Below are 22,519 nucleotides of genomic sequence, written 5' to 3'. Positions count from 1 at the left end.
GAAAGATGCTTATCCGGAAACTTTTGAATGCCGCGCTTCTGACCGGCGCGATGATCACCGCAGCCCATGCCCAGACCGTCGGCCCGGCCGGCGAAACAGCGACGCCGAGCGCTGAAATCAAGCTTTCCGACAGCGACATCGCTGCCTTGAAGGGCAAGGGCTACAAGGCGGCGCTGCTCTGGCACACGTCGTCGGATTTCATCAACGCGGTTTCGGCCGGTGCCAAGGATGAATTTGCCAAGGCCGGTGTTGACGTTGTCGTAACGACGGATGCAGGCTTCGACGCTGCCCGTCAGCGCAGCGACATCGAGACCGCGCTCGCCGCCAAGCCGAATGTCATTCTGGCGCTGCCGCTCGATCCGACGACTTCGGCCGAAGCCTTCAAGCAGGCCGTCGCCGATGGCACCAAGCTGGTGTTCCTCTCCAATTTGCCGGCCGGCTACAAACATGGCACCGACTATGCGGCGATCGTCACCGACGACCTGTTCCAGATGGGTAAGCAGGCGGCCGATGCGCTGGCGAAATCAATCGGCGGCAAGGGCAAGGTCGGTTACATCTTCCACGATGCCAGCTACTATGTGACCAACCAGCGCGACCAGGCCTTCAAGACGACGATCGAGAAGGATTATCCGGACATCAACATCGTTGCCGAACAGGGCATTTCCGATCCGGCCCGCGCTGAAGAGCTGGCCAATGCCATGCTGCTGCAGAACCCGGATCTCGACGGCATCTACGTCACCTGGGCCGAGCCTGCCGAAGGCGTGCTCTCGGCGCTGCGCAGCGCAGGGAACACCAAGACCAAGGTTGTGACGCTCGACCTGTCGGAACCGGCAGCGCTCGACATGGTCAAGGGTGGCAATATCGTCGCGCTCGTCGCCGACAAGGCCTACGAACTCGGCCAGACAATGGCAGCCACGGGCCTCAAGGCCCTGCTCGGCCAGGAAACGCCTGCCTTCATCGTTGCCCCAGCGCTGACCGTGACCAAGGCAGATGTTTCCGAAGGCTGGAGGCAATCGCTAAATCGCGACGCGCCGCAGTCTGTGCTTGACGCCGCCAAGTGATGGGCGACGACCGGCGGTTCAATGTTGCCGCCGGTCACCGCACCCGAAGAGTTTCTGGAGGAGTGAAACAATGAACAAGTTCTCGATGATCCCTGCCGGGTTGGTTGCAGCGCTTCTAGCCACGCATGCTTTCGCCGCAGATGGCGCAACCACCGGCCCGCATGGCGAAAAGCCGACCCCTGCCGCAAGCTTCACGCTGACACCGGATGAAGAGGCCAGGATCAAGGACGGCAAGTTTACCGCCGCCCTCGTCTGGCATGAGATGAGCGAATACACCAATGCCGTCAACAGCGGCGCGCAAGATGAATTCAAGCGGCTCGGCGTCGAGGTTGTCGCCCAGACGGATGCGGGCTTCGATGCCGCGCGTCAAAAGGCCGACGTCGAAACGGTGCTGGCCAAGAAGCCGTCGATCATCCTGTCGCTGCCAGTCGATCCGGCAACGGCCGGTCCGATCTACGATCCGGCGTTGAAAGCTGGCGTCAAGCTCGCCTTTGTCGACAACTCGCCGCAAGGGTATGTGCAGGGCAAGGATTATGTGACGATCGTCTCCGACGACCTGTTCCAGATGGGACACAAGGCCGGTGTCGCGATGGCCGAAGCGCTCGGGAAAAAGGGCAAGGTCGGCTATATCTTCCATGATGCCGATTTCTACGTCACCAATCAGCGTGACCAGGCCTTCAAGTCGACGATCGAAAAGGATTATCCCGACATGAAGATCACCGCCGAAGCGGGTATGGCCGATCCGGCACGGGCGGAAGAGATCGCCCAGGCGATGGTAACGCAGAACCCGGACCTCGACGGTATCTACGTAACCTGGGCCGAGCCGGCGCTGAGTGTTCTCTCCGCCCTGCGGGCTGCCGGCAATACCCATACCAAGATCGTCACGCTCGACCTCAACGAACCGGCAGCACTCGATATGGTCAAGAGCGGCGCGGTTGCAGCACTCGTGGCCGATGAAGCCTATAGTATCGGTGTCACTGCTGCGCGTGCCGCGGCGGGATCGTTGGTCGGCAAGCAGTCGGAGCCTTTCTTGGTGGTGGATTCGCTTGCGGTCACCAAGGACACGGTCAAGGACGGATGGAAGACGTCGCTCAACAGGGATGTTCCGGCCACCATTGCCGAAGCCATTAAGTAAGGGTCGCGCAGTCGCGCAGATTGAAGTCGTCGCACCGGCCGGTCGTAAAGCGCGCCGCTGCCCGGCGGGAGCCAAAGGTTCCCGCCCATTGCCCTGCTCTTCAAAGGAACAACTATGTCCAGCGCTCACAGCAATGCCGCCAACCCGGCGATGAGCATGATCAGCCGCATCAATATCCAGCAATATGTCGTCTATGTCGGCTTTCTGGCGATCTTCCTGTTCTTTGCCATCGTGCTGAGGGACAGCGGGTTCCTGACGGTGCGCAACCTCTCCAACATCGTACTGCAGACGGCGCCGATCACGATCATGGCGATCGGCATGGTCTTCGTGCTGTCTGCAGGTGAAATCGACCTGTCGATCGGCTCGATCGTTGCGGTCGCAGCGCTCTCTGCTGCCGTGACGATGAATGCCTATGGCATGATCGCCGGCATTGCCGCCGGGATAGGGGCAGGCGTCGCCATCGGGCTGGTGAATGGCCTGCTGGTCGCCTATGTCCGGCTGCCGTCGTTTCTGGTGACGCTGGCAACGCTTGGGCTGTTTGCCGGCGTGGCCCGGTCGCTGACCAACCTGCGCTCCATTCCGGTCACCGACAGCACATTCACCGGCTTCTTCGGGTCCGGTTCGCTGCTCGGCATTCCCTCGCTGATCTGGTGGACGGTGATTGCCATCGCCGCCGGGCACTTGATCTTCCGTGAAACCCGCTTCGGTGCGCATGTGCTGGCGACCGGCGATAATGCCCGCGCGGCCAGCGTGTCCGGTATTTCCGTACCGCGTATCCGTCTTGCCGTGCTTGTGATCAGCGGCGCGCTCGCTGGCCTTGCCGGCCTGCTCTATGCCGGCCGCCTGCAGGCTGCGAAATACACGCTTGGCGAAACCGACCTCATGACAGTGATCGCCGCCGTCATCGTCGGCGGCACGCTGCTCAACGGTGGCAAGGGCTCGATCATCGGCGCACTCGTCGGTTCGCTGATGATGGGCATGCTCAACAACGGGCTGATCCTGATGGGACTTTCCGTCTCCGACCAGATGATCGTCCGTGGTCTCATCATTCTCGCCGCCGTTGCCGTGTCGCTGCGCGAAAAGCTGCGCTGAAGAAAGGATATCCCATGTTTCTCGACGTTCTGCGCCGCCGCAACCCGAAATTCCTGGAAGCATCAATGGCGCTTCACCGCAACGGCAAGATCCCGGCCAATGCCTATGTGCTCGATCTCGACGCCGTCGAGGCCAATGCCCGGGTGCTGAAGACGCAAGCTGACCGCCTCGGCCTGAAGATTTTCGCCATGACCAAGCAGGTTGGTCGCTCAAGCTCCTTTTGCTCTGCTGTTCAGCGTGGTGGTATCGATCGCTCCGTGGCCGTCGACATGGCCTGCGCCCGCGCCACCCACCGGGCAGGCCTTCGTGTCGGTCATCTCGGCCATCTGCAGCAGGTGGCGCGCCACGAAGCCAAGGCTGCTGCGGCGACCTTCCGGCCGGATTATTGGACGGTGTTCAATGACGAGAAGGCAAGCGAGACCGCTGCCGGTGCGCAAGCCGCAGGCTACGTGCAGAACCTTTTGGCCCGCATCAAGGCCGAGGGCGATACATTCTATCGTGGCCATGAAGGCGGTTTCCGCGCTGCCGATGTGGCTGCCGTTGCCGATGCCTTCGATGCGCTGGAAGGCGGGCGGTTTGCCGGGATCACCACGTTTCCGGCGTTGCTGTTCGACCACAAGAGCCGCAAGGTTTTGCCGACGCACAATCTGGCGACGCTGACCAAGGCGGCAGAAGCACTGGCGAAAGCCGGACGCACCGGCGTCGAGGTCAATGCGCCGGGCACGACATCTTGCGTTCTGTTGCAGGGGTTGGCTGACGCCGGGGCGACGCAATGCGAACCCGGAAACGGTCTGCACGGCACAACGGCGCTGCATGTGGTGGAAGACCTGCCCGAGCTTCCGGCCGTCTGCTACCTCACCGAGGTCTCGCACCTGTCCGGCGGCAAGGCCTATTGTTTCGGCGGCGGCTTCTACATCGACCCGATCTTTCCGGACTATGACGTCAAGGCAATCGTCTCAGACGAGCCGACCGTTGCGGCCTCTTCGCTGCGCAGTGTCGAAGTGCCGCCGCCATCCGCCATCGATTATTACGCGATGATCGATGCGACCGGACCGAAAGCGCCGAAACCCGGCGACACCGCCGTCTTCGGTTTTCGCGGGCAAGCCTTTGTTACCCGCGCCTACGTCGTCGGCGTCTCTGGAATTTCCAAGGGTTTGCCGAAAGTCGAAAGCATCGAGAATGGTTTCGGCGAACCTCAATCCTGGCCGGTATAGGAGAACGATCATGAATATTCAGGCCCCTGTGCTGCAGCTCAAGGATATCCGCAAAACCTTTGACGCCGTGGTCGCAATCGAGAATTTTTCGCTCGATATCTATCCCGGCGAGATCGTTGCTTTGGTCGGCGATAACGGCGCTGGAAAATCGACGCTGATCAAGATCGTCTCCGGCGTCTACGGCCCGTCGTCAGGCTCGATCACTATCGAGGGCGACACTGTCGCGATGTCGAGCGCCACCATGGCTCGCGCGCACGGGATCGAGGTGGTCTATCAGGATCTGGCGCTGGCAGACCAGCAGACGGTCTATATGAACATGTTCCTCGGACGCGAACTCACCAACGGCATCGGCCTGCTCGATCGCAAGACGATGATTTCCGAGACGGAAAAGCTGGTGAAGGAACTCGATGTGCGCATTCCGTCCGCACACGCAACGATCCGCGATCTCTCCGGCGGTCAGCGTCAGGGCGTGGCGATTGCGCGTGCCACGCGCTGGGCAAAGAAGCTGATCCTACTCGACGAGCCGACGGCGGCGCTCGGTGTCGCCGAAACGGCAAAGGTCGAGGAGATCGTCCAATCGCTGAAGTCGCGTAATATCGGTGTATTGATCATCAGCCACAGCCTCGATCAGGTATTCAAGCTTTCGGACCGCATCTGCGTCCTGCGCCGCGGCAAGCAGATCGGTATCCGCAGGACCGCAGAGACCAACAAGAACGAGATTGTTTCGATGATCACCGGGGTCAGCTGAGTGCGGCCAGATCGCTAGCAAACCCAAAACTCAAGCCGATGTTGCGAGTGAGATCAACATGCGGGGCCGTGCCAAGAAAGTCTTCATCGAAAAGGAGAATACCACGATCATCGACGGCTCCAGGGCCAAAATCGATGGCGGCGTTGCGCAAATCCGGGCGCAGATCGAGGAAACCTTCTCCGACGGAGACCGCGAAAAGGTTCATGAGTGAGTTGCATGAGTGACTGGCCAAGCTGGCCGGTGGGTCGCCGGCATACGCAGACGTGGATCGACAGAGTTCGAGGTCAAGGAAAAGAAGGACCCGGACGATGACCCTGTGCATGCCACGCATGCGGCGATCGAACAGGAAATCCCGCCGTGAGGCAGTGTCGTGCTTGCTTGCGTAACCAAGGCACTCGACAACCCAGCCTTCGCCAAATGACGACCAGCGGGCGGGCATGGTGATCGTCCGGAGGGCGGACGAAGCGCCCGTTCGCCAGACGCTGAAAACGCTGGCGGCGACGTATCGATCGTCGTGGGCAAGGTGTGTGAAAAGTCGGATCTGCAGTTCGGCTGGAATGGCCAGAGTGGCGTGTATGGCGATCTCTTGGCCATGGGTGTCATCAACAAAGCCAAGGTGGCCACAACCACCCTTCAAGATGCCGCGTCCTTGGCTGGCCTGCTGATCACTATGGAAGCCATGATTGCCGAAAAGCCTAAGAAGGACACCGCTCCTACCTCCAGCTGGTTGCGGCATGGGCTTCTAAAAGGCGAGCCTCCGACCGCGCTTGACTTCGACCTAGACGGCAAGCATCTCCCGAATCGTCGTGATGATGCGAGCGTGGTCATATGGCTTGCTGAAGAACCGGCCTTCGACCGGAAGCAGTTCGTCGGTGAGTTGGCGGTGGCCGGAGGCGACGATGATCTTGACGGGTGGCCATCTGTCCCGCACGGCTTCTGCCAGCTTCAGGCCATCCATGCTGCCTGGCATGTCGATATCGGTGAACATCAACCGGATTTCAGGACGTTCGGTTAGTAAATCGATGGCTTGGTCGGCATTTGAGGCTTCAAGCACAATGAAGCCCTCGTTTTCAAGTGACATCACGATATCCAACCGGACGAGCGGTTCGTCCTCGACGACAATAACCGTGATCCCTTTCTGCCCCATTCGTCGATCTCTCCATCCTTGATGCTGCAGATATGTCTTTTTTATAAGTCGACAAGGAACGCGCAGACGGCCGAATCGATCCGTAGTGGATTGAATTCCCTTTCAAAGTGTTATGGACAATTCTCGGTCAATCTCAGATTTTTGAAATGGTTATGAATTTACATTCTGTGCGGAAATTCGTGCCACAGGACCGCTGACACCGCACTGGAAACCGGTCGGAGCAAATACGATCTGAGGAGCCTTGCCAAACAAAGATCCCAGCGCGGAACGGACATAGCGGGTGCCATATCCCTGCCGGCTCGGTTCACGCACTGTCGGACCCCCGGCTTCAACCCACGTCAAAGAAAATTGAGGACCATCGGCTTTGGTAAGGGCCCACGCAAGTTCGACATGTCCGTCGGATTGCGAGAGCGCGCCGTATTTTATCGCATTGGTGATGAGCTCATGCAAACACAGTGCGATGGTGGTTCCTGCGTCCCGGGTGACAACAAGATCTGGCCCACGGACATGGATACGACTTACGCCGTCTCTGTTGTAAGGAGACACTGTCAGGCCAACGACGGCTGAAAGGGACACGTCCTCCCCACCAGCCTCAAAAACAGCTGTATGCACGTTGGAAAGCGCCTGAAGGCGACCGGTAAAATCGCTGGCCAGGTCCTCAACGGTGGTCGCCCCGCGCCTTGTCATCTGAAAAATCGATGTCACGCTCGCCAGAATATTTTTGACCCGGTGATTGAGCTCGAGACGCAATTCTCTTTCTCGCTCGATGGAATCCCGCACCTGTCGTTGGCGCAGCCGGACCAAAAGGTTCGACTGGATACCGTTGACAAGCTCCAGCGGCGCAATCGGACGCGTGTGGAACAAGAGCCGCGATCCTGGCCATGAATTTTGCAACTGACTGCGAATTCTTGCAATTGGCGCCGAGCGCTCCAGAAGCACGATGATGGGCACTTCCGACCAGTCCGGTTGGTCTGAAAGATGAGCCGCCACTCTTGCGACAACCTGCGCATTGAGTGCCTCATGAGTTATGACGATAATGCCCGGAGACTGGGTGAGATCCTCCAACAGATGGTCGTCAACCTTCGCAGCCTTGACCTGGATGTTGTGTTCCCGAAGAAAGGCAGCGATGTAATCGGCGTCCTTGCGAAAGGGAGCAAGGACGAGCACCCAGTCGAGTTCGCTTTCCGTGGCGGCTGCCTTCATTTCGGGTCTGGGAGCGGATTGTAGGCCACGACGCTGACGCCTCCGGTCTCGATCAACAGTTCGCGGACATTCAGATCATGCGGGCCATGGCGTTTTTTTACCACGGTAATGTTTCGGCGAAGACGCCCTTCGTGCTCCATAATCCGCAGAAGCAGAACGGTGTCACCGAGAAAGCTCACGTCGACATCAATACCCACATTCTGTCCGATCAGTCCATGCTGAGCAACGATCAGCATGGTCAGGACACCAGAGCGGGCCAGGTATTTTAGAAGTGATTGGATATCGCGAACCGCTTTGTCTCTGTGCGGCAAAGAATTGAGGTAGCCCGTAAGACTGTCTATGACCACCACGCGCGACTTATTCTGCGTGACCGCGTCTTGAACGATTTGCCCAAATTCTCCCGGCGAGATTTCGTTGGGATTGAAATCGCGCAGGATCAGCTTGCCGTCTTTGTGGAACTGCCGGAGTTCCATGCCCAGGCCTTCGGACCGGCGGAAGAATGTTTCCAGCCGCTCCTCGAAAAGGAACAGCGCGACACTCTCACCGCGCTCGAGCGCAGCCGTCGCATAAAGGGATGACATCGTTGACTTGCCGGTGCCAGACTGTCCGATCACCAATGTTGTGGTCCCAGGTTCTTGGCCGCCACCAAACATTTCGTCAAGCTCGGCGACCCCTGACTTGATCAGTTGCGGCTTTGTGCTCTCCGACGCAGTGCTTGCCATGATGCGAGGGAATACGACGACGCCCTCCCCTTCCCTGATCGCCATATCGTGATAGCCGTCGGCAATCGGCACGCCGCGCATCTTTGAGACCTCGATACGGCGGCGCACCCCGCCATATTCCTCCAGAGACTTGTCAAAACGGATGACGCCGTGGGCCAGACCTTCAACCTCCTCGCCGCTGCGATCGTAGCCGGGGGTCTGAGTATCCAGCAGCAGCGCCACCACGTTCCTTTTCGCAAGGAAGGATTTAAAGCCGATCAGTTCACGCCGAAAGCGGGGGCTATCGCCAGTGATAAGGCGGATCTCGAGAAGCGAATCGTAAACGAGACGGCGGGGCCGATGCTCCTCAATTGCCGCCTCAATGGCTTTCCGGGTCTCGTCAAGCCGAAGATCGGCAGTGAGAAATATGCTCTGGTCATCGGCCTCATTGACTGTGCCTGATGTCGAGAGCTCTTCGACGCGAATCCCGTCGAGCGTCCAACCGTGCGATACGGCAATGGCCTCGAGCTCCGCAGCGGTTTGCGAAAGTGTGACGTAGATGCAGCTTTCACCTGCCTCGACGCCGGCGCGCAGGAACTGCAGCGCGGCTGTCGTCTTCCCGGATCCGGGTGCGCCCTGGAGCATATAAAGGTTGGAGGCAGGCAGGCCACCGCGCAGGATTTCATTCAATCCGGCAATTCCAGTGCTGACAACAGCGGGCTTCTTTTGTTTGGGCATATCCGTCTTCCGCTACATGCTTCGCGCATATTGAAAATCGATGGCGCGGATCGTGGGAGAAGCCGCTTAGTTCTTATATTTGTCTTTCTCCAAACTTCAATGATGTGGTGTGCATGCCGCGCCGATAGAAGCGGCCCATGCTTTATAGCTTGCCTTGAAAACGCGAAAGACTACCAGCGAAACGACGGCTTTCCACCCGAACTATCGATGCCAGAAACGGGAGGTTGACATTCCAGCTTCTTACTGCGATACCAGCTCATCGATATTTTTCTTGCTGAGCTTTGGTTACCGCGCAATTGGCAACGCGCTTTGAACGAACCCTCCCTTTAAAACAATCGCTATCACCATCCGCAACGCGTTCGCGTGGCGGCCATCTTATTGCTATGAAAGGGTTCGTCATGACCACTGGCACAGTTAAATGGTTCAATTCCACCAAGGGCTTCGGCTTCATCCAGCCTGACAACGGTGGCGCTGACGCCTTCGTTCATATCTCTGCCGTCGAGCGCGCCGGAATGCGCGAAATCGTCGAAGGTCAGAAGATCGGCTTCGACCTCGAGCGTGACAACAAGTCGGGCAAGATGTCTGCCTGCAACCTGCAGGCCGTATAATCGGTAACTGCTTTCCTTTGACCACGGATGTACTGGCACTGTCGAAAGCAAACTACCTATGAGGTCAGGCGATTGCCTGGCCTTTTTTGTATCGCGCACAATGCTGCCATGCCCCTTAGCGTCACTGGTGGCAACGCGTCGTCAGCAACGCCCGGAGATGTGATGACAAAAGAAACCAATGAGCTGCAGGCGATCAGCACTGCCTGGCAGATCGCCATCCAGGAAATTTTGCGGATGGTCGTCCGGGATGTTTATAGGACCGGAGACGAGGCAGTCTTCCGATCGCATATCAAGCGCATTGAAGAGGCGGCAGTCGACAGCATTTACACCGGGCTCATGCTGAGAGGGACAGACGAATGGACCGAAACTCTCGTCAAGGAGAAGGCCAGTAATTTCGTCACGACGCTCTTGACGTCATTTACCTACGACAAGGTTTGAACGCGCACCCGGATGATGTTTTTCGGATATCTGCCGCGTTACGACGCGTGCGTATCGGGAGCGTCGCCCTCCAAGTCAATAGTTCTAACAAACGTGACAATCACTGAGCGACCCAATTTTATACGGTACAGCGAGCGTTGAGTTGATCGTGACAAAAACACCGGTGTGGGTTGTCACAAAATCCCGCAACCGACCGCCTAAGGAAGAGGTATCGGGTGCCGAGTGTGAAGGCGCGCTGCATGGTTCTCCTCCACTCTGCCGAAGGGAGCGACGGTGTACCGTTCGGCATGGTTGGGACTAGTCAGCACAGTCTTGCCGTCGGTCTGCACATCGAAGGTCATCGTCATGTAGAAGCGCTCCGGGTCGTCGGGGTCTGGGGTATTCCCCGCCGCCGTGTTGTGGGTAACACGTGTTCCAATCGATGCGATCGCAAACGTTGTTGGGCGTGACAGGGTTTGTCGCCTCATCGTTCGCCCCGGTGACGCCTGGAGAGGCAGCACCGGAAAACCCGCTGCACCCCTCTCTATGAAATGAGCAAGGCGGCGGCACGGTCCCCTTCCCTGACAGCACGCACTTCGAATAGATCGCGTGTCACCGAAGTTCGGTTGCCGGGGCTTCCCCGTTCACTCAGGTCACCCCTGCTCACGAATCTCGTCAACCAATTCGGCGTTTTCATCATCGCGCCCGAAATTGGCGATTCCGGACACGGCCCCACTGCTGCCATTCGGAATATGGAGGCTGTGATTGACCAATGGTTCCATCCGGCTCACCAACTCATCTATTGTCCAATCTGCGGCGTTCAGATCGCGCCGGTTTAGCCTTTTATGATTGCTCTATTTGGTCGCCTAAACAGATGCGATCGGCCTACGACGTCCAAAGACGACAAAACTGATCGTTGCCAATAACCACACACTTACGCCGCCATAGATCATCACCCAGCCAAAGCCCTCCGCAAGAGCCTGGCGAACGATGATGTCTGATGCGCCAAACCCCGGCGAACCGGCGGTTCCTGCGGCGATCTTCTCCGCAAGAGGGCGAAAGACAGATGGGTCCGTTTCAAACGGCATGTTCGCCCTGAGCGATGACAACACACCTTCGACCAAAATAAAGCCCATGACGGGGATATTGATGGCAAGCGAGATCATGCGCGCGCTCATGTCGATGCCTGAGGCCATCCCGGAGCGCGCGGGAGGCAGCGCGCCTGTTGTGGTGTTAGTGACCGGCGTGTTGGTCGCACCAAGCCCAACCCCAGACAGAATGCAACCTGGCAGCATGGTGAGCCAGTTCGCATCCCCACCACTGCTTCCGAGCTTCATCACCATGAAGCCGAGGCCAATTGTGAACAGTCCAGCCGGAATGACCACGTGGGGCTGATAGCGCAAGGACAGGCGCTCAGCCAGCGGCGGAATGACAAGGGCTGGTAGCGTATAGGCCAGCAATCCCAGTCCGGCGGCGATACTGTCATAACCGAGGCCCGCCTGAAACCAGATCGGCAGGTATATCATGAACGGCCAGAAGCTGATGTTCATGGCTACGGAACCAATGATGGCACCGGAAAATGGTCGAATGCGGAACACCGAGAAATCGAACATCGGCCTTGCGCTGGATTTTTCCGCAATGATAAACGCGACGAGGCTTGCGATCGAGATAGACAGGGTCGCAAGCGCTGCCGGGTTTGCAAAGCCAAGCTGCGCTCCTTGGGTGATGTAAAAAGCGAGGCAGAACACCGCCACTGACAGCGTGGTAACGCCGATGAAATCAAGCTGCGTCGCATCCGGGTCGCGCGATTCCTGCACGCCCCTGGCCGCCAGCAACACGGTTGCGATGCTGAGCCCAACATGGATTAGAAACACCCATTCCCAGTTCCACAGCGCAACAATCGTACCGCCGATAATCGGGCCAAACCCCAGCCCAACACCCGAGACAATTCCCCACCAGCCGAAGGCCATGCTGCGCTCACGCGCTGTGCGGAACTGATGTGACAAGATGGCGATCTGACATACGAGCATCGCGCCGCCGCTCAGGCCCTGTAGAAAACGGCCGCCGATGAGCACAGCAACGCTCTCCGTCAACCCGCACGCCAGAGACGCCAACCCAAAGGCGATAATGCTGGCCATGAACACTCGTTTACGCCCAAAGCGATCAGCCAGCGCGCCTGTGGCCATCAGTACCATTGTCACTCCGATGGTATAGGCGTTCATAATCCACTGAAGCTGTATGAAGTCCGCTTGCAGGACCTGCTCCAGCGTCGGCAGGATAGCTGGAACACTGGAAATCTCGAGGCCAAACATCAAGGCGGATAGGCAAACGGCGGTGAGAGCGGCGCTTCGGTTGCCGGCCGTTAAAGATCGGGCGATGGTCATGATAAGGTCGGTCGTCCTTGATTAGGGCATACCGTGAACTCAGCCTGGAGAGGATACACAGCCCTGAGTTCGCGCGTTGCCTTGGTGGACTCTCGATATACCGAAACCTTGACTACGGCTGAACCGGATGGTTGAACATATCTGAGACAACAATTTCGGATCATTGCCATGACCACTTTGGACGTGGATGCCGTGCAGGCGTTCGTCACCATCGCCGATCTTCAAAGCTTCACCCATGCCGCACAAGTCCTGGGCACCACCCAGGGAGCGATCAGCGTCAAGCTGAAACGTCTTGAGGACAGGCTCGGGCAGCGCCTTATAGAACGGACGCCACGCTCGGTACGCCTGTCGGCGCAAGGTGCTGTATTCCTGACAAGTGCCCGCGACTTCCTTGCAGCCCACGACCGTGCCGTGGCGGGCCTGTCGGCAGCCCGCCGCCGCTTCGGGCTTGGTATCGCCGCCCATGTGGCAGGACCGGAGGTGCCAACCCTTCTGGCACGGCTCAGCGCCCACGATCCTGGCCTGACCATCGAAGTCAGAATGGATCATTCACGCCTGCTGCTGGACGCCTTCGATCGCGGGGAACTGGATGCCGCCATAGTGCGCCGTGAAGACGACCGGCGTGATGGCGAGGTGTTAGGCCCGGAGCATTTCGGCTGGTTCGCTGCCCCACAATTCGAACATCGTCGGGGTGAGCCTCTACGGCTGGCAGCACTTTCTCCTGCCTGTGGTGTCCGCGACATCGCCACCCGCGCACTGGATGCTGTTTCCATCGCATGGACAGAAGTATTCCTTGGCGGGACATCGTCGATGGTCACTGCGGCTGTTTCGGCCGGCCTTGCGATCTCCGCCTTTTCCTGTCGCCTCGCCCCTCCTGGTACCGTAGAAGTCAGTCAACGTTTCGGTCTACCTCCACTGCCTTCAACCGAGATTGTGATGTTCTCCACGCTGACAGACACAAAATCCCGTCACGCACTACGCGCGCTTGCTGCCGCCTTCCGCGAACATCGGCCAGGTTCATAATGAAGGGACGTCACCGAGCGGGTTTGGCACTTCGAAGACAACGTCAATGCAGGCTGTCGAGTATCATTCGGCCTTTGAAGTCCGCGATCCCGCCACGTCCGTGCCGCTTGACTAGGTTTGCGGTCTGGATGACAACGAGACAACAGAGGCCAACGACGGGCGACACGTGCCTTTCCAAAATGCTGCACGCTCTTGCCGCAGGACCGCACCAAAATCCTGCGCGGCTGGTATGAGCTGATGCTCGGAGCCAAAAACGATCTGGCCTTGATCGTGACGTTGGAGCAGGGAAAGCCGCTAGCAGAATCCCTTGGCGGAATCGAGTACGCCGCATCATTCGTCGAATGGCATGCGGAAGAAGGCAAGCGGCCAAACACCGAGAACGTCACCAGCCATCTGGCCGGCGCCGAGATGATCGCGCGCCGTGAGGCACTGGGCGTCGTTGGCGTCGTCACGCCCTGGAATTCCCTTCCGCCATGATCACCCACAATGCGGCCGCAGTACTTGCTGCGATCGCCGACAGCGCGGCCTTCACGTGACGGGTTTCCAGCAGAACAACATCAAAGCCAGCTTTCGTCAGACCTTCATACAACCATTGAGACAATGGGCCTGCTTCCAAGCCGATCCGCTTCAAACAAAGCCCCAGCGATGCAAATGTTCGATGAGTGCATCCGGCGCGACGAAGTCACTGCGGCTAGCCATCGAAACGATTGATGATCATTAAATGAATTTGGCAAGCGGGATTTTCAGGACCTGCGGATAATTGATCCGACGTCGCCGAACGACATATTCGACAGCACGTCCCTCGGCATGGCGCGGACATAGCGAAGACGGGTCAGCCCGTTAAAGCCGCCGCAGGATCGTCAACTGACGGCATCCGGTTACCCAACTCCATGAGAATGGCTTCCATCCGATACGGCTTCGCCAGAAAGCAGGCCCGCTCTCCCTCGATCTCGGCCGCGGAATGGCCACCCGAGGTCACGATCATCGCGACCCTTGCGCCATAGCTGGCAACCAATCTCACCAGATCAAAGCCGTTTAACGCGCCAGGCATGTCCACATCGGTAATCAGCGCGTCGATCCGATGCCGACCCAACACTGCAACAGCCTCCAAGACATTCGAGGCCTCCAGGACAGCGTACCCTTCGTCTGCAAGGCAATCCGCCAGGGCCATCCTGATCAATGGCTCGTCGTCTACGACTAGGACGGTACGCTGATACATGCTCGCCTCCTTCGTTCGTTAAATACAACGCACTCCCGACGAATTCGGTCGATCATAAGAAAGGACTCTTAGCCAACAATCTTAATAAAATGCCTACGATCAATGCCCTGCCCTGGGCGCAAGTCCTTCTTTAAGGAGTTCGAGAGTCCTCGCATCGGCCTCACCGCCAAAGTATCGCTCAATGGCTGTGCGGAACGGCTCGGGATCGTTGGCCGTCTCCCGAAACAGCGTCATCGACGAGTGCAGCTTCAGATCGTCGGGAGACCCGAATATCTCATGGACGGTGCGATTGCGGACCACGTTAATCGCGCGGGTACACTTGACAAGGCGATCACCAAGCAACGGGTGGGCGAGATAGGCATGAGCCTCGTCCAGCCCGGAAATCGCAAACCTGATCGCGGTTGGCGAATGGCCGAGGCCAGCAAACTGCGGGAAAATGAACCACATCCAGTGGCTTTGTTTGCGGCCCCGCTCCAACTCTCCAAGGGCAGTGTCATAAACGAGTGCCTGCGCCTCGATGAAGCGTGAGAGATTATAGGGGTCGCTCATATGCTGTACTCCAAACTCGAGAATCTGGCCTGCGGTGCTCGGCGCTGTCCGCAGATATTACCATTTCTGATGACTATGTCCGTGAAGCATCCAAGTGCATCACGACGCGCAGCTTGATTGGCGACTGAGCGAAGCTGACGGGATCGCTTCGGCGACGGCAAACCAACTTGGGGCTCGGAACAACAAAACTGCGCGGTTGAGGGCATTTCGTCTTGAAATCGATGACGTGTAGGGTAGGACGACCCGCCGAAGTGTAGGCTATCAACGCTCCCAAGTCCGATCGCTGCGCCAAGAGACGACGCATCCCAGGCCGGCTGTGCGACATGATCGGCCGTCTGTTGGCACAGTCATGAAATTCTCATCCAAAAATGGCATTTTTGCGGGGCAACTATCCATCGGAGATACTCATGCGCGAGAAAGAACTTCGTGAGATCGAAGGGATCGCGGCCACGATCAGACAACTCGTAACGCCAGGTATGAAACCCAAGGCGCTGATTGCCGCGGTGAAAGATCGGCATCCAGAAGCCACGAAGAAGGAGATTGCCCGCGCGGCGTTTTTAAGCGTCATCCTGTCCGCGGAATATAATCTCGAAGACACGCAGGCACTCCATGACATGGCATTGGACACACGTGACAGCACTGAAAGCTAGCTGGGGCAAGTCGCTCGCATTCATCATCCAGCCGAGCCGAATGCGAGAGTTGCCGGGACCGCTGCGTTGCACCATATAGTGTGAACGCAATGCAGAGCGCCAAGCGGCGCTGGAGCATCCGTGACAGCAACCATCGCCGCCGGGCCTGACCAGAAATCAACCTCTCGTGCTACTTCTCGGTTCGATCGGGGTGGTTTAAGGCGATATAGGCACAAGTCCGCTCTATGCCTTTCGGAACGCCATACGCCCATTTTCCCGTGACGGGATAATTCTCAGAACCAATCGGAAAGACACATGGCCACAGGACTGATCGCACTCCTTGACGACATCGCTGCCATCGCCAAGCTGGCCGCGGCGTCCCTGGACGACATTGCCGCGCAGACCGCAAAGGCGGGGGCAAAAGCGGCAGGGGTCGTAATCGACGATGCGGCTGTGACGCCGAGATACGTCGTCGGCCTGTCCCCGGCGCGCGAACTGCCGATCATCGCCAAGATTGCTCTGGGGTCGCTGAAGAACAAGCTTCTCTACCTCCTGCCAGCCGGACTTTTTCTCGGCTATTTCGCGTCATGGGCTATTACTCCGCTTTTGATGATCGGCGGCGTCTACTTGTGTTATGAGGGGGCAGAAAAGCTCTACGAAGCCTTCGTGCCTCATGACTCCCACAATCACGAGGCTGCAGTATCGGGAACATCCGATCCGGCCGCACTGGAGCATCAGAAGGTCTCAGGGGCGATAAGGACGGATTTCATCCTATCCGCCGAAATCATGGCATTGACGTTGGCCAACGTTGCGGCGTCCAACATTTACACGCAAGCGGCGGTGCTAGCTTCGGTGGGAATCCTGATCACGTTGGCCGTTTACGGCGTCGTAGCGCTCATCGTGAAGGCCGACGACGTCGGTCTGTCCCTCGCTGGATCATCCCTCGGCCTGCTGAGAGCGCTCGGGCGCGGGCTTGTCGTAGGAGTCCCGGTTTTTCTCAACATTCTGGCCATGGTCGGTACGGCTGCGATGCTATGGGTCGGAGGAAGCATTCTGGTGCACGGTATGGCAGAACTGGGCTATCATGGTCCGGAACACTTCATCGAAGCGATAGCGGCGGAAGCTGGAAGCGTGTCCGCCTACTTCGCTGAAATCCTCCATTGGACGACAACATCTACGATCCAGGCCGCCCTTGCCATACTGATCGGCGGCCTGACCATCGTCCTCGTTCATGCCTCGGCTCCCTTGATCCAGCGGATGAGACCACGAGGCTAATTGACGCACAAGCCAACCTCCGCAGGTAAGAGCTACTTGCCGTGACGCTACGCCGTCGCGAGAATTGGTACGACCTTCAACTTCTAAAAGCATCTGGATTTCCATGACAGTCGTTGCCTCATACATCTACCGCGGCGGAAAACGCGGCGAAGAACTGCCGCTCGGCGAAAAGGCGTTCGAACCGAAAGACGGCGAGTTCGCCTGGATCGGTGTCGCCGAACCGACAGTCGATGAGATGAACAACCTCAAAGCGATGTTCGGACTGCATCCATTGGCAGTCGAGGATGCGCTTAACGGCCGTCAGGTCCCTAAGGTCGATGTGTACGGGGAGCAGCTTTTCGTCGTCGCAAAGACCGCGCATCTGGAGGGTGACAAGATCGTCAACGGAGAGACCTGCATTTTCGTCGGCAAGCATCACGTCATCAGCGTCCGTCACGGTTCGGCGCGCGCGCACAAGGAGTTACGGGACCAGCTTGAACAGTCGCCCAACTTGTTGAATCACGGCCCGGATTATGTCCTGCATGCGATCATCGACTTCATAGTTGACGGCTACCTGCCGATGGTCGAAAAAATGGAAGACAACGTGCTCGCCATGGAAAAGCACATGCTGATCTCATTCCTAGAGCGCGAGCAGATCAGGCGAATTTTCCGGATGCGCCGTCAGGTCATCCTGTTCCAGCGCGTACTGGGGCCCATGGCAGAGGTCGTTGGAAAACTGACGCATCTTGAACTACCCTGCGTAGACGACAACGCCAAACCATATTTCCGGGACGTCCTCGATCACGTCAAACGCGTTGAGACCATGATGTCCGGTCTCCGGGACGTCATCACCTCGGTGTTCGAGGCCAGCAATCTTCTCGAACAACAACGGCAAGGCACAATCACTAGACAGCTCGCCGCCTGGGCCGCCATCCTCGCCGTACCCACCGCGATCGCGGGTATTTACGGGATGAATTTTCAGAACATGCCGGAGCTACAAAGCAGATATGGCTACTTCGTGGTGTTGGGTGTCATCGTCACCCTGTGCGGCGTGCTCTTCTACCGTTTTAAGAAGACGGGGTGGATTTGATGCGCGTTTCTGAAAACTGCGTGCCACCTATTGGATTTTCGAGCATCAAAGCAAACTTGCCAGAAAAATCCAGCCGCGACAGCATAGTCCACATGAACAGCGCTATCGGCAACCGTCGAGACTAAGTTCACATGACCGCCAGGGCGGCTATCGCCGCCATTTTCTCGGTACCTGACCTTCGCATGGGCGAGAGGAACTTGTGCTCGTCCAAGGCGTTTCAAGAACAATCACGCAACCGTGAAAACTTGGTCAGAAGGCCGAGGGTTGATCCCTCCAACAAGCAACGGGAGACACGGAAATGGCAAGTAGCGCATTGAAGGCACTTCTCGCAGTCCTGGCAGTCGCCGGGTTTCAAAACAGGGACAAGATCGGCGAACTCCTGCGCGGTCTCCAGAACCCTCAGGGGGATGGGACGCCAGGTCAACAGTCGGGTGGTCTTGGCGGGTTGCTCGGAGGTTTGGGCGGCGGAACTGGTGGTCTGGGAGGCCTTGGGGGTCTTCCGGGCGGCGCTTCGACCGGAGGTATACTAAGCAGAGGTCTTGGCGATTTACTGAAGCAGTTCCAGCAGAACGGGCACGGCGAAACTGCGAAATCGTGGGTTGAAACCGGGCCAAATGCAGAAATCAACGATGGCCAGTTGTCGGAGGCACTCGGACCGGACGTTCTCGCCGATCTCTCAGCGAGAACAGGATTATCGCCTGACGAAATACTAAGCCGTCTGAGCCGCGAGCTCCCCAAAGCTGTCAATGAACTGACGCCGAACGGAACAATCCCAGCCGATGACGAAATCTCAGCTGGGGCACGCCAATCTGTACCGTCGATAAAGCCCGAGATAGTTTGACAAAACACTCGCTCGATACAAAGAGGCCGCCTTTCAAGCGGCCTTTTTTGTTCAGTTCAAGAGCCATGGCGATCCCTTCGGCGAGCGCCTGCTCTAATGAGCGATGCGTGAAGCCGTTCGTCACTACGGTATGCGGTAACCTGGTCGGAATGCATTCGTAAGCCGAGCGTTTGTCATGATTGCAAGAACTTCGGACCGTATTCGGTGGACCTTCGCCGACGAATCTCCTGAATGGAGCCTTCAAGCGTGGTAGACTTCCAACGATCCGGCATCCTTCCATCTAACGAGGCTGCGCTCATGATGGCAGTCAGGAATTCAGCTCTTTACCAACCCAGCATATGGCTTCCTCAAGAATGAGCTGAACGGCATAATCCACGGTCTGATCGAGTTCGACCTTCCACTCCATACCACGTGCCATTTCTGCCGGTGGATCGACCATGCGGCTCTCCCCGTGGGCTGGTGGAGGACTCAGCGGACGAATTGGATGCTCGCTTGGCGTGTCGTTGCACGCAGCGAGAAATCGGAGAAATCGCTGCGTCGTGTCCAATTCACACGCCGCCACCTCGCATCCGGAACCAATCGGCCTCATTAAAATTCCTTTGTCATGAGACAAAAACCCGAAGATCGAAGTCGGTACCCCGACACCCCCGATGGAAGATATTTCGTCGTTCGCGGCCGATTGTGGCGCAGGAGCAATCCAGCTATCAGTGAACGCGAGCGAGATCGGCTCGTGAAGGAACTGATGTCTGCTAGACGGATGGTGCGCGATGCTGAAGGCGAGAGGGTCGCGACGGCGCTGGCGCGGAAGCGGGTAGACCTAGCCAAGATCGCACTTGGCGAACGCGGCCCGGTGTGGTGGGACGACAGAGCCCCTGACTACAACAGCCACATGGCAAAGAATACGCCTTATGCGGACTGGTTCGCGGCGCTGGAAATGCCTGCAAAGCAATGATGCAAGATAATCTCGTGCCCAATGGCCCATCCGCCCTCCGTTGACTTGACTAAATTCAACGCCATTTAGGCAGCATGCCGAAACGTGAGCAAAACGAGATCGAACTCCTTAGAACTTGGACGCTGCCATCGAAAGCCACCCTTGGGTCGTCGGTGCGCGCACACGGAATACTTCTCGAGATACGGGCGCGCCTCCCGATTTCCTCAAAGAAATCCCTGGTTCTCGAATCTGGCGAACTGGTCCTTGCAATGGCATCCGAAGCGAAGACCGAGTTCAACGCCGCAGCGGGCGTTGTCTCAGCGGCAATGAAGGATATCGAAAGCCTCCCCGTGATCCCCCGCGAGATTCAGGACATCTTGACAATCAAGCCTGGGGAGAGGCACCGTTGGCTTGCCGACGGTCGCCTCCCCAGCGCGGGGACAAGGACCGTACGACTCGCGGGCCGCGCCAGGCAGATCACCTTCCACGTTTTTGATCCACGGTTTGTCGAAGAACTTCTCGATAGCAGTGCCGTTGACGAATGGCGCGAGGATGACGTGGCGGCCGCGGCCGAAAACCGACGGCGGGCTGCTTACAAAGCGAAACTGACGCGATCATTGAAGAAGGGGTCGAGTTCTCCGTCACCAGAAGCGGGGTCTGCTGAGACGAGCACGGAACTGGCGGGTTGGGAAGAATTCGGACGCGACGGCTTCCTGCGGTGACCCGTTAAATCCGGAATCGCGTATTTATTCGACATGAAAAACCCGGCTGCTGAGGCCGGGTTCTCGACTACAATCGCTAGTGCGTGGTGCTGTTTATAAGTGCGTCGACGAGTTTAATCTGTGAGCGATTGCCGCGCTTATACTCATTGATCAATATCCTCGCTTCCGCAGTCGCATCCTTGCGCAGAATGTGTTGCTGAATACACCAAGCGTCGAGAACGGACTGGAGCATATTCAGGTCCATTGGTGGTATTGCGGTATCGGATTTATGCATCATTTCCTCCCAAGGATTGACATCTTTTTTGTTGAGAAGCCACCTCCTCTGCGGCCTCCAGCGCATTCGACCATAGTCTAGTGTACTAGGTGCACAAGATGAAATGTGACATTCTCTTTGAGGTACGCAACCGATTTCCAACGGCAGGAACGCTAGGCGGATATGACCCATCAAGGCGCGAAGTTGGCGATGCACCTGTGGCGTGGCGAGACGGAACATTGGGTCCGCCAATGAGTTGTTGGCACACAATTGCCCGGCTGTCGGTGCAATGTCCCAAGGAAACAATCCCATGGCCAAATTACTCGAAGACCTGTTCCTCGACACGCTCAAAGACGTCTATTTTGCCGAACAGAAGATCGTTGACACATTGCCAGAGATGGAAGCAGCGGCGACAAATACTCAGCTAAAGTCTGCTTTTCGCAAGCATCTGGACGAGACCAAAATACACGTGACCCGCCTAGAAGCCATCTTCAACGTGATCGGCGAGGAGCCTGAGGCGAAAACGTGCGCCGCTATCCTCGGCATTACTGACGAGGGTGCCGAAATCATGGAGGAATATGAAGGTTCCCCTGCCCTTGATGCTGGCCTCCTTGCTGCCGCCCAGGCGGTCGAACACTACGAAATGTCACGCTACGGCACGCTGCGCACGTGGGCGCTGGAACTTGGCTATGAAGAAGCCGCCGAGATTCTGCAGTCTACGCTTGATGAGGAACAAGCCACCGATCTGGCACTAACCGCTATTGCCACCTCTGTCGTGAACCAAAAAGCCGAAGGCTAATTATTGTCGGGGCTGGCGGATGTGTCAGCCCCAACACTGCCAGGATCGTTGTTATGTCCAAAGATTTTACATATCTGCTCACAAGACTGCGCGGGACGGAACTGTTGGTCGGCTCAGAGGTGCAGACGATCGACGAGATCAAGTCGTTGCTCGTGGAAAATGGCGTCCCAATCGAGAGCGGCTTGGCGGAGCTTCACCAGGTCGGAAAACTGAAAATCGGCAAACAGACCTCCGAAGGACTGATCGAAACGATTCTTTTAGCGAAGCCCCACGGCGACGCTGAAAGATCGGGGTCGGTTAAACCCGCCAATCTCTGAAACTGAGTTGCCCGATAGGGGACTTGTATCAGTTCACATTAGGTGGCAAATCCTATCAGGAACAAACGGGAAACAAAAGTATGAGCGCTCGTAAGGGTGAGCTGACTGCGGCAGGCATTGATCGCGGTTGGCCATTTCAAGTTGCGTTGGACAGCGCTCTTTGTACCGACAAGCAAACCGCGATCCAGGACGAATTTTGCAAGGGCCTTTCGCGGTGCGTCCGCGGCCATTCCCTATGCCACGATGACAAGACGTTAGTCGTTCAGTGCTTCTCACTGAAAGAGGATGCCGAGAAATTCATGGCGCAGTTCGGTGGTGAGTGGTTTGATCCCCGAGAACGTAGCCGGGGACACCAATGGAACAAGTGGTACAAAGGAAAGTTTGCCGGTTCCAAGGCATCGTAGACGCGCAGCACCATCGGAAAATTCTCATAGTCAGCGGGAA

General features: G+C 57.6%; 25 protein-coding genes and 4 pseudogenes. 20 read left to right on the top strand and 9 right to left on the bottom strand.

Going from position 1 to position 22,519, the window contains the following annotated elements; all coding sequences use genetic code 11:
• Nucleotides 1-5: 5 nt before the first annotated feature.
• From R6X40_RS23280 to R6X40_RS23255, 6 genes and pseudogenes are all read left to right on the top strand, one after another.
• Nucleotides 6-1,061, top strand: a complete 1,056-nt coding sequence (locus R6X40_RS23280; protein ID WP_318416462.1) for a substrate-binding domain-containing protein — start codon at nt 6-8, stop codon at nt 1,059-1,061.
• 70 nt (nt 1,062-1,131) lie between these two features.
• Nucleotides 1,132-2,196, top strand: coding sequence for a substrate-binding domain-containing protein (locus R6X40_RS23275; RefSeq protein ID WP_318416460.1), 1,065 nt, complete (start codon nt 1,132-1,134; stop codon nt 2,194-2,196).
• A gap of 114 nt (nt 2,197-2,310) precedes the next feature.
• Nucleotides 2,311-3,288: an ABC transporter permease gene (locus R6X40_RS23270; RefSeq protein WP_318416459.1), complete on the top strand. Its 978-nt coding sequence runs from the start codon at nt 2,311-2,313 to the stop codon at nt 3,286-3,288.
• Between the two features lie 14 nt (nt 3,289-3,302).
• Nucleotides 3,303-4,502 carry an alanine racemase gene (locus R6X40_RS23265; protein WP_318416458.1) on the top strand — a complete coding sequence of 400 codons (1,200 nt, stop codon included), beginning with the start codon at nt 3,303-3,305 and terminating at the stop codon, nt 4,500-4,502.
• Between the two features lie 10 nt (nt 4,503-4,512).
• Nucleotides 4,513-5,250, top strand: a complete 738-nt coding sequence (locus R6X40_RS23260) for an ATP-binding cassette domain-containing protein (protein ID WP_318416456.1) — start codon at nt 4,513-4,515, stop codon at nt 5,248-5,250.
• A gap of 52 nt (nt 5,251-5,302) precedes the next feature.
• Nucleotides 5,303-5,996: pseudogene (locus R6X40_RS23255) on the top strand (TCP-1/cpn60 chaperonin family protein); the annotation flags it as partial.
• Nucleotides 5,997-6,028: 32 nt separating this feature from the next.
• Here R6X40_RS23255 and R6X40_RS23250 read toward each other — a convergent pair.
• The 3 genes from R6X40_RS23250 to R6X40_RS23240 all read right to left on the bottom strand — a co-directional run bounded on the left by R6X40_RS23250 (nt 6,029) and on the right by R6X40_RS23240 (nt 9,039).
• Complete coding sequence (locus R6X40_RS23250; RefSeq protein ID WP_318416454.1) at nt 6,029-6,397, bottom strand: response regulator; 369 nt, start codon at nt 6,395-6,397, stop codon at nt 6,029-6,031.
• A 150-nt stretch (nt 6,398-6,547) separates the two neighbouring features.
• Nucleotides 6,548-7,600, bottom strand: a complete 1,053-nt coding sequence (locus tag R6X40_RS23245) for a sensor histidine kinase (RefSeq protein WP_318416451.1) — start codon at nt 7,598-7,600, stop codon at nt 6,548-6,550.
• A complete protein-coding gene (locus tag R6X40_RS23240; RefSeq protein WP_318416449.1) occupies nt 7,597-9,039 on the bottom strand; it encodes an ATPase domain-containing protein in 1,443 nt (480 codons plus the stop codon). The genes R6X40_RS23245 and R6X40_RS23240 overlap by 4 nt, the downstream gene beginning before the upstream one ends.
• Nucleotides 9,040-9,437: 398 nt before the next feature.
• Here R6X40_RS23240 and R6X40_RS23235 point away from each other — a divergent pair, with 398 nt between their 5' ends.
• Together R6X40_RS23235 and R6X40_RS23230 are read left to right on the top strand one after the other, a co-directional pair.
• Nucleotides 9,438-9,647 (top strand): cold-shock protein, encoded by a 210-nt coding sequence (locus R6X40_RS23235; protein WP_027687039.1) that lies wholly within the window; start codon nt 9,438-9,440, stop codon nt 9,645-9,647.
• Nucleotides 9,648-9,809: 162 nt separating this feature from the next.
• Entirely contained in the window at nt 9,810-10,085 is a 276-nt protein-coding gene (locus tag R6X40_RS23230) for a hypothetical protein (protein WP_318416446.1), read from the top strand.
• A 632-nt stretch (nt 10,086-10,717) separates the two neighbouring features.
• Here R6X40_RS23230 and R6X40_RS23220 read toward each other — a convergent pair.
• Complete coding sequence (locus R6X40_RS23220) at nt 10,718-10,846, bottom strand: hypothetical protein (RefSeq protein ID WP_318416444.1); 129 nt, start codon at nt 10,844-10,846, stop codon at nt 10,718-10,720.
• Nucleotides 10,847-10,930: 84 nt separating this feature from the next.
• A complete protein-coding gene (locus R6X40_RS23215) occupies nt 10,931-12,448 on the bottom strand; it encodes an MFS transporter (RefSeq protein ID WP_318416442.1) in 1,518 nt (505 codons plus the stop codon).
• A gap of 168 nt (nt 12,449-12,616) precedes the next feature.
• Between R6X40_RS23215 and R6X40_RS23210 the strand changes: the two genes are divergently transcribed.
• Both R6X40_RS23210 and R6X40_RS23205 read left to right on the top strand, forming a co-directional pair.
• Nucleotides 12,617-13,471 carry a LysR family transcriptional regulator gene (locus R6X40_RS23210; RefSeq protein WP_318416440.1) on the top strand — a complete coding sequence of 285 codons (855 nt, stop codon included), beginning with the start codon at nt 12,617-12,619 and terminating at the stop codon, nt 13,469-13,471.
• A gap of 70 nt (nt 13,472-13,541) precedes the next feature.
• Nucleotides 13,542-13,980 (top strand): annotated as a pseudogene (locus tag R6X40_RS23205) (aldehyde dehydrogenase family protein); the annotation flags it as partial.
• On the opposite strand, the pseudogene R6X40_RS23200 reads toward R6X40_RS23205, so the two are convergent.
• From R6X40_RS23200 to R6X40_RS23190, 3 genes and pseudogenes are all read right to left on the bottom strand, one after another.
• Nucleotides 13,968-14,123, bottom strand: a pseudogene (locus tag R6X40_RS23200) (IS110 family transposase); the annotation flags it as partial. The pseudogenes R6X40_RS23205 and R6X40_RS23200 sit on opposite strands and share 13 nt — an antisense overlap.
• 180 nt (nt 14,124-14,303) lie before the next feature.
• Nucleotides 14,304-14,690, bottom strand: coding sequence for a response regulator (locus R6X40_RS23195; protein ID WP_318416439.1), 387 nt, complete (start codon nt 14,688-14,690; stop codon nt 14,304-14,306).
• 99 nt (nt 14,691-14,789) lie between these two features.
• Nucleotides 14,790-15,239, bottom strand: coding sequence for a DUF1810 domain-containing protein (locus R6X40_RS23190; protein ID WP_318416437.1), 450 nt, complete (start codon nt 15,237-15,239; stop codon nt 14,790-14,792).
• A 407-nt stretch (nt 15,240-15,646) separates the two neighbouring features.
• Here R6X40_RS23190 and R6X40_RS23185 point away from each other — a divergent pair, with 407 nt between their 5' ends.
• From R6X40_RS23185 to R6X40_RS23165, 5 genes and pseudogenes are all read left to right on the top strand, one after another.
• On the top strand, nt 15,647-15,889 hold the full coding sequence (locus tag R6X40_RS23185; protein WP_318416436.1) for a hypothetical protein: 243 nt from the start codon (nt 15,647-15,649) through the stop codon (nt 15,887-15,889).
• Between the two features lie 145 nt (nt 15,890-16,034).
• Nucleotides 16,035-16,157, top strand: a pseudogene (locus R6X40_RS23180) (KUP/HAK/KT family potassium transporter); the annotation flags it as partial.
• Between the two features lie 26 nt (nt 16,158-16,183).
• Complete coding sequence (locus R6X40_RS23175) at nt 16,184-17,143, top strand: DUF808 domain-containing protein (protein ID WP_318416434.1); 960 nt, start codon at nt 16,184-16,186, stop codon at nt 17,141-17,143.
• A 103-nt stretch (nt 17,144-17,246) separates the two neighbouring features.
• Nucleotides 17,247-18,212 carry a magnesium and cobalt transport protein CorA gene (locus R6X40_RS23170; protein ID WP_318416432.1) on the top strand — a complete coding sequence of 322 codons (966 nt, stop codon included), beginning with the start codon at nt 17,247-17,249 and terminating at the stop codon, nt 18,210-18,212.
• 298 nt (nt 18,213-18,510) lie between these two features.
• Complete coding sequence (locus R6X40_RS23165; protein WP_318416430.1) at nt 18,511-19,053, top strand: YidB family protein; 543 nt, start codon at nt 18,511-18,513, stop codon at nt 19,051-19,053.
• Nucleotides 19,054-19,360: 307 nt separating this feature from the next.
• Here R6X40_RS23165 and R6X40_RS23160 read toward each other — a convergent pair whose 3' ends face one another.
• On the bottom strand, nt 19,361-19,492 hold the full coding sequence (locus R6X40_RS23160) for a hypothetical protein (protein ID WP_318416428.1): 132 nt from the start codon (nt 19,490-19,492) through the stop codon (nt 19,361-19,363).
• A gap of 303 nt (nt 19,493-19,795) precedes the next feature.
• On the opposite strand from R6X40_RS23160, the gene R6X40_RS23155 reads away from it, so the two are divergent.
• From R6X40_RS23155 to R6X40_RS23135, 5 genes are all read left to right on the top strand, one after another.
• Nucleotides 19,796-20,005: a hypothetical protein gene (locus tag R6X40_RS23155; protein WP_318416426.1), complete on the top strand. Its 210-nt coding sequence runs from the start codon at nt 19,796-19,798 to the stop codon at nt 20,003-20,005.
• Between the two features lie 74 nt (nt 20,006-20,079).
• Nucleotides 20,080-20,706 carry a hypothetical protein gene (locus tag R6X40_RS23150; protein ID WP_318416425.1) on the top strand — a complete coding sequence of 209 codons (627 nt, stop codon included), beginning with the start codon at nt 20,080-20,082 and terminating at the stop codon, nt 20,704-20,706.
• A 563-nt stretch (nt 20,707-21,269) separates the two neighbouring features.
• Nucleotides 21,270-21,758 (top strand): ferritin-like domain-containing protein, encoded by a 489-nt coding sequence (locus R6X40_RS23145; protein ID WP_318416423.1) that lies wholly within the window; start codon nt 21,270-21,272, stop codon nt 21,756-21,758.
• Between the two features lie 53 nt (nt 21,759-21,811).
• Complete coding sequence (locus tag R6X40_RS23140) at nt 21,812-22,075, top strand: hypothetical protein (RefSeq protein ID WP_318416421.1); 264 nt, start codon at nt 21,812-21,814, stop codon at nt 22,073-22,075.
• A gap of 80 nt (nt 22,076-22,155) precedes the next feature.
• The gene (locus tag R6X40_RS23135; RefSeq protein WP_318416419.1) at nt 22,156-22,479 is read left to right on the top strand and encodes a hypothetical protein; all 324 of its coding nucleotides are present in this window, start codon (nt 22,156-22,158) and stop codon (nt 22,477-22,479) included.
• Nucleotides 22,480-22,519: the final 40 nt, after the last annotated feature.

Source organism: Rhizobium sp. PL01 (genome assembly GCF_033447125.1).
Classification (GTDB): domain Bacteria; phylum Pseudomonadota; class Alphaproteobacteria; order Rhizobiales; family Rhizobiaceae; genus Pararhizobium.
The sequence above is the reverse complement of the archived record's forward strand: the minus strand, read 5'-3'. Positions and strand labels throughout refer to the sequence as shown.